Below are 6,433 nucleotides of genomic sequence, written 5' to 3' on the forward strand. Positions count from 1 at the left end.
GCATCGGCTTTGCCGGCGGGCCGGCGTGGATCATCAAGGCGATGGCCAAGCTGCAATCACAGAGCACGTCCAACCCCTGCTCGATTTCGATGGCTGCCACGGTGGCCGCGCTGACCGGTGACCAATCGTTCCTGGCGGAACGTAACGCCGCCTTTCAGCGCCGCCGCGATCTGGTGGTGAGCATGCTTAACCAGACGCCGGGCCTGATCTGCCCGCGTCCGGAAGGGGCGTTTTATGTCTATCCGGATTGTTCGGGCCTGATCGGCAAGAAAACGCCCGCCGGCGGGGTGCTGAACAACGATGAGGATGTGGCGGCGTACTTGCTGGAAACCGAAGGCGTTGCAGTGGTGCACGGCGCCGCGTTTGGCGGTTCGCCGGCCTTCCGCATCAGCTATGCCACCGCCGATGCGCTGCTGGAGGAAGCCTGCAAGCGCATCCAGCGCGCGGTGAACAACCTCACCTGAGCCATGCGTATCGCGCTGTATGAACCGGAAATCGCGGGCAATGTCGGCGCCGTGCTGCGGCTGGGCGCGTGCCTGGGTGTGCCGGTCGATCTGATCGAGCCGCTGGGTTTCGTGTGGGATGATGCCCGTGTGCGCCGTTCGGCGATGGATTATATCGATCATGTCAGCGTGACGCGGCACCGCGATTGGGACGCGTTCCGGGCCAGCATCGGCGGTGCCCGGCTGGTGCTGCTCACCACCAAGGCCAGCAGCAGCGCCTATGATTTCGCGTTCTTGCCCGGTGATGTGCTGCTGTTCGGCAAGGAAAGCGCCGGGGTGCCTGCGCATGTTCACGAGGCCTGCGGGGGCCGCATCCGCCTGCCGATGCGCGCCGAAACGCGCTCCATGAACCTCGCGATGTCCGCCGGCCTCACGCTGGGCGAGGCACTGCGCCAGACGGGCGGGCTGCCGCAGTAGACCTGGCTCAGCGCTTCACGGCAAACCAGACGACGTGCACCGGGCCCTTGCCCGTTTCGCGCGCACGCACCCGCACCGTTTCGACCGTGAAGCCCGCGCGCTCCAGTTGCCGCGCGAACGCGGGGTCTGGCGAGGCTGACCAGATGGCGAGCACGCCGCCGGGGCGCAGCGCCTTGCGCGCCGCCGCCAGCCCCTGGTTGCTGTAGATCCCGTCATTTTCGGGACGCGTCAGCCCGTCCGGCCCGTTGTCGACGTCGAGCAGGATTGCATCGAACGCCGCCGTTGCCTGCCCGATTGTCGCGGCGACATCACCCATGGTCAGTGTCACGCGCGGATCATCCAGACATCCATCGGTGACTGCCGCCATCGGCCCGCGCGCCCAGTCGATGATGCCCGGCACCAATTCGACGACCGTCACCCGCGCGTCTGCCGCCAGCCGGCCAAGCACGGCGCGCAGCGTGAAACCCATGCCATAGCCGCCGATGAGCAGATGCGGCGCCCAGCTTCCACTCATCCGGCCGGCAAGCCGGTCACACGTCATGGTGCCGAGCGCGACTTCTGAGCCATGCATCCGCGTGCTCATCAATTCGTTGCGTTCAAGCACGATCATGAAATCGCCGCCGCGCCGGAACAGCCGCAGCGGCGGCCCGCCCGGCACCTCGGCCACGCCGATGAGTTCACGCGGCGTCATGACCTTACCACTTCGTGTCTGCCAGCAGGGCGGCGTAAATCTCGATGCCGTCCCACAGATTGCCGAGGCGGATATTTTCATTGGCGGCGTGCTGGTTGTCGTCGGCATTGGCCACCGAAACGCCGATCATCGGAGCGCCGAGCGCTTCGACGATTTCGGCAAAGGGCGTGGTGCCGCCCATCAGCGGCATTTGCACCGGCGGGCCGCTGCTGCGGGTGATGGCGCCGATTACCGCCTTGGCCGCCGGCGTGTCGAGCGCGACCTTGACCGCCACTGATCCGCCGTCGCCCCAGTCGAGCTTGAGCAGCTTGGGGTGGGCCAGCCTCGTGGCAGCATCAGGATCAGTGCGGATGATGTGCCAGCCCTGGGCGGTCAGATACGCTTCGGTTGTCTGCTTGACGTGCGCCATGGTCTGGCCGGGGGCGAGGCGGATGTCGAAACTGGCCCACGCTTGGGTGGGGATGGCGTTGGCGGCGGGGGAGCGGGTGTCGCCGCCGTGGATGGCGCGCACGTTCAAGGTGGGGGCGAGATAGCCATCGGCAATGCGCGCCGTACCAATGTTGCGGCCCAATGCCAGATCGCCCTTCAACTGCGCTTCAACCGCCGGCAGTGCGGCCAGCGCGGCCTTGTCCCTGGCGCTGAGCGGCAGCACTTCGCTGGCCAGGCCCGGCACCTTGATGCGGCCTTCGTCATCGCGCAATTGCATCACCAGATCGGCGATCATCACCGTGGGGCTGGGCACCCAATTGCCATAATGGCCATCGTGCAAGGCGCGGGCCGGGCCATAGACCGTGGCTTCGAAATCGATGATGCCGCGGTTGCCGCCGCTCACCAGCGGGCGGCCGGATTGGTGCACCGGCCCGTCGCCCATCACCAGCAGATCGGCGGCGAGCAGCGCCTTGTTGGCGCGAACAATGGTGCCGAAATTGGGCGAGCCGGCCTCTTCCTCGCCTTCCCACAGGATTTTGATGTTCACACCTGGTTTCAGGCCCTTGGCAGCAAGTGCATCGAGTGCCCACAGGGTGACGGCGATGGTGGATTTGTCGTCGCCGGTGGCGCGGCCGTGCAGGCGCCATTCGCGGTCGATGGCGGCGCTCGCTGCCAGATCGACCTTGGCGCTGGCCGGCGGAGCGGTGCGCAGCGTGGGCTGAAACGGCGGATCGAGCCAGCCGGGCTGGTTCACCGGCTGACCGTCGTAGTGAGCGTAGAACAGGATGGTGCGCTTGGCGCCGGGGGTGCTGCGTTCGGCAAACACGCTGGCCGGGGTGCCGGAGCGGGCGCGCAATTGCTGTGCAGTGAAGCCGCGCGCTTTCAGCTGGGCTTCGAGATAATCGGCATTGCGGTCCACATCGGCCAGATTGCTGGCGATGCTCGGCATGGCGGCGAAGGCGCTGTAATCGGCTAGCAACGTGCGTTCATTGGCTTCGCGCCAACCGCGCACGGCGGCGCGCAGTTTGTCGGATGCCGGGCTGGCCGCAACCGGCACCGCGACAGCCGGCACCGCCACCAGCGCCAGCAGCGCCCACCCGATCAATGCACGGATTTGCATATCATTTCCCCTTGGCGGCGCAGACTGGCGCAGGCGGTTCAGATTGGCAACCACCGCCGCGTTACATCGCTGGCACACAAACGATGAAGTGTGGTTCGCCGCATGTTTGACGACAAGCTGGTGGATGTCAGCAAAGCCGCGCGGCCCACAGCTGCGCCAGTGGCCCAGCCGCAAAGTTGATGCGGTCGATGGCATAGGTGACGTGGGTGACCGGCCCGTTGGAGAGCTGGGCGGTCATCTGGCGGCCGGTCAGGACGGCGCCGATGCGGGTGACGGCAGTGCGCGAGCGGATGTTGGTCTCCCCGATCAGGAAGATCACGCGCTCCACTTTTTCCAGCGCGTGGCCGACCATCAAGGCTTTCATGACATGATTGCTGCGGCTGCCCCAGTGACGTCGCACCAGAAACGTCCAGCCGATTTCGACTTCGCCCGGCTCGGCCCGGCTGAAATCGAACCGCGATGATCCGATGATCGCGCCGCCCTCGTAACCATTGTCGGGCTCCTGCGCCACCAGCATGCCGCCGCTGGCCAAACCATCGTCGAAGAAGGCTTGAAACACCGGTTCCTGCCAGCGATCGTGCGCGGGGTGGCCTTCCCAGATGCCGGGATCGCTGGCGGCGGCAAACAGCGCCGGCCAATCGTTGGCGGTGGCCGGGCGCAAGCTGAGGGCGGGGTGGGCAAGGCGGGGCTGGCGATCGAGCATGTTACCTGGCCAACGGCGCAAAATGCGTGACGGCGTGGATGGCCACGCCGATGCAGCCGCCGATCAGCGTGCCGTTGATACGGATGAATTGCAGGTCGCGGCCCACCGCCTGTTCCACCTTGTCGGTTACGGTTTGCGCATCCCAGCTGCGCACGGTTTCGGAAACCAGTTTCACGATCTCGTCACCGTGGGTTTTGGCGAGGCCGGCGATGGCGCGGCGCAGGGCCGTGTTGAGCCCGGCCTTCAACGCCGCATCCCCGTCGATGCGGGCGCCCAGTGTGGTGAGCGCGCCGCCCAGCCGGTTGCCAGCCGGTTGCTTCAGGCTGGCGGCCAGCGCGCCGCGCGCTGCATCCCACAGGCCCTGCACCCAGCTTCCCATTGCCCGATTGGCGAGCAGATCATCCTTGAAGCCTTCGACCCGTGCCTGAGATTCGGGGAAGTGCCGCAGATCGAACGTCCATTGCGTGAAAGCTTCAACCAGGCGCTGCCGCACCGGGTGGCGGGGATCGTGCCTTATTTCCACCAGCAGTCGCTGAACCGATGTGATCATTGTCGACGACATGCTTTCATCGGCGCCGGCAAGGCGCAGCAGCCAGTTGGTGCGTTCCGCCACCATGCCGCGAATATTGGGTGCTTCGTCGACGATCGTGGCCAGCGCCCATTCAACCGCGGCATCGATCAGCAATTCGTGCCGCCCGCCCGCCACCAGCGTATCCACCGCGTCGGCAACGATGGGGGAAAGCTGCATCGATTGCAGCCGGCCGCGGGCAAGATCTTCCACGGCCTTTGCAATGGAAGGATCATCCAGCCCTTCGACAAGCTGGCCCACCAGCGGCGCGAGGCTTTTCTTGCGGTTCGGTCCCGGGGCGGGGGGCGCGGCCAGCCAGCGCGCCAGCACGCCGGCCAGATCGGCATCGTCCAGCCGCCGCGCCACCACCTGGGGTTTGAGAAAATTATCCTTGAGGAACTGCGCCAGCGTGTCGCCCAACCGGTCCTTTTGTCTGGGGATGATGGCGGTGTGCGGGATGGGCAGGCCCAACGGGTGCCGAAACAGTGCGGTTACGGCAAACCAGTCCGCCAGCCCGCCCACCATCGCGGCTTCGCTGAACGCCGACACCCACGGTATGGCGGGATGCGCGTTTGGCCATACAAGGCAGGCAATAAACACCGCAGCCAGCGCTGCCAGCAGCAGCGTTGCCAGCAAGCGCATCCGGTGAAAGGGCGATTCCGGCAGCAGGCTGTTCAGGGCGTTATCACTCCGCAGGCGTTACACCGGGATCCAGGGTGCCGGGAAGCTTGGCAGTCGTCCCTTCATTATTGGTGAACCAACGCTTCATGCGCGGAGCCAGCCATTCTTCGACCGAAACCGCAATGGAAAACCCAGCCGGCACGATGATCAGGGTGAGTGCGGTCGACACGATCAGGCCGCCGATGACCACGATGCCCATTGGCGCGCGGAAAGAACCATCACCGCCTAGCGCCAGCGCCACCGGCATCATGCCCGCCACCATCGCGACCGTGGTCATGATGATCGGCTGCACACGCTTGTGACCGGCTTCCAGGATGGCTTCCAGTTTTGGCACGCCCTTTTCCATTTCTTCGATGGCCATATCGACCAGCAGAATGCTGTTCTTGGCCACGATGCCGAGCAGCATCAGCAAGCCGATGAACACCGGCATCGAAATGGGATTGCCGGTGATGAGCAGCGCGATCAGCCCGCCCAGCGGGGCCAGCAGCAGCGACATCATGTTGACGAACGGCGGCAGCACCCGCTTGTAGAGCATTACCAGCACGGCGAACACCATGACGACACCGGCGATCACCGCGAGGATGAAGTTCTGGATCAGTTCGCCGAGCCATTTCTGCATGCCAAGCTGTACCTTTTCGACGCCGGGCGGCAGGTTTTTCAGACTGGGCAACTGGTTGACCTTGATCTGCACATCGCCTGACAGCAGGCCGGGGGCCAGATCGGCGCCGATCTGGATGCGGCGCTGCTGGTTGAAGCGGCGGATCTCGGTCGGGCCAGCACCAAAACTGATTTCGGCAACCACCTTCAAGGGCACAGTGCCGCCGCGGCTGGTGGGCACCGGCAAATTTTCGATGGTGGAAAGATTGCGGCGCGACGATTCCGCCAGCGCAACCCGGATCGGGATCTGGCGATCGGCCACGCTGAATTTGGCGACATTCTGATCGATATCGCCCAGCGTTGCGATGCGGATTGTTTCCGATAGCGCCGCTGTGGTCACGCCAAGTTCGGACGCCAGATCAAGCCGCGGCTTGATGGTGATTTCCGGGCGCTGCAGGCCGCCATCAATGCGGGCCTGACGCAGTTCGGGCATGGCGCGCATTTCGGTCACCACTTGCTGGGCTGAACGGTCCAGCAGCGCCGGATCATTGCCGGTCAGGGTGATCCCGATGGGGCGACCGCCGGGCGGGCCATCGCCCTGGCTGGAAAAACCGATGCGGGCATCGGGAATGGCGGCCAGCTTGGGCGCCATGGCACGTTCCCAATCGATGCGGTGCATCGAACGGTCTTTCTTGAGGGTGAGATAGATGTTGCCGCCGCCCAC

7 protein-coding genes are annotated in these 6,433 nt (G+C 65.3%); 2 read left to right on the forward strand and 5 right to left on the reverse strand.

Annotation, left to right across the window (positions count from 1 at the left end; all coding sequences use genetic code 11):
• Both ACESL8_RS09190 and ACESL8_RS09195 read left to right on the forward strand, forming a co-directional pair.
• On the forward strand, positions 1-464 hold a 464-nt coding region (locus ACESL8_RS09190; protein WP_372918066.1), incomplete at its 5' end, for an aminotransferase class I/II-fold pyridoxal phosphate-dependent enzyme.
• Between the two features lie 3 nt (positions 465-467).
• Positions 468-920 (forward strand): tRNA (cytidine(34)-2'-O)-methyltransferase, encoded by a 453-nt coding sequence (locus tag ACESL8_RS09195; RefSeq protein ID WP_372918068.1) that lies wholly within the window; start codon positions 468-470, stop codon positions 918-920.
• 7 nt (positions 921-927) lie between these two features.
• Here ACESL8_RS09195 and ACESL8_RS09200 read toward each other — a convergent pair whose 3' ends face one another.
• The 5 genes from ACESL8_RS09200 to ACESL8_RS09220 form a co-directional block, all read right to left on the reverse strand.
• Positions 928-1,611, reverse strand: coding sequence for a spermidine synthase (locus tag ACESL8_RS09200; RefSeq protein ID WP_372918070.1), 684 nt, complete (start codon positions 1,609-1,611; stop codon positions 928-930).
• A gap of 4 nt (positions 1,612-1,615) precedes the next feature.
• Positions 1,616-3,160 carry a M20/M25/M40 family metallo-hydrolase gene (locus ACESL8_RS09205; protein ID WP_372918072.1) on the reverse strand — a complete coding sequence of 515 codons (1,545 nt, stop codon included), beginning with the start codon at positions 3,158-3,160 and terminating at the stop codon, positions 1,616-1,618.
• Positions 3,161-3,287: 127 nt separating this feature from the next.
• Positions 3,288-3,863 carry a GNAT family N-acetyltransferase gene (locus ACESL8_RS09210; RefSeq protein WP_372918074.1) on the reverse strand — a complete coding sequence of 192 codons (576 nt, stop codon included), beginning with the start codon at positions 3,861-3,863 and terminating at the stop codon, positions 3,288-3,290.
• Between the two features lies 1 nt (position 3,864).
• On the reverse strand, positions 3,865-5,073 hold the full coding sequence (locus tag ACESL8_RS09215) for a DUF445 domain-containing protein (protein ID WP_372918076.1): 1,209 nt from the start codon (positions 5,071-5,073) through the stop codon (positions 3,865-3,867).
• A 43-nt stretch (positions 5,074-5,116) separates the two neighbouring features.
• On the reverse strand, positions 5,117-6,433 hold a 1,317-nt coding region (locus ACESL8_RS09220), incomplete at its 5' end, for an efflux RND transporter permease subunit (protein WP_372918078.1).

This window comes from Sandarakinorhabdus sp. (genome assembly GCF_041689835.1).
Classification (GTDB): Bacteria; Pseudomonadota; Alphaproteobacteria; order Sphingomonadales; family Sphingomonadaceae; genus Sandarakinorhabdus.

Excerpts from the sequence above, each read along its gene's own strand:
- ACESL8_RS09210 (WP_372918074.1), bottom strand. The coding sequence starts at position 3,863 with ATGCTCGATCGCCAGCCCCGCCTTGCCCACCCCGCCCTCAGCTTGCGC.
- ACESL8_RS09195 (WP_372918068.1), top strand. The coding sequence starts at position 468 with ATGCGTATCGCGCTGTATGAACCGGAAATCGCGGGCAATGTCGGCGCC.
- ACESL8_RS09200 (WP_372918070.1), bottom strand. The coding sequence starts at position 1,611 with ATGACGCCGCGTGAACTCATCGGCGTGGCCGAGGTGCCGGGCGGGCCG.
- ACESL8_RS09205 (WP_372918072.1), bottom strand. The coding sequence starts at position 3,160 with ATGCAAATCCGTGCATTGATCGGGTGGGCGCTGCTGGCGCTGGTGGCG.
- ACESL8_RS09215 (WP_372918076.1), bottom strand. The coding sequence starts at position 5,073 with ATGCGCTTGCTGGCAACGCTGCTGCTGGCAGCGCTGGCTGCGGTGTTT.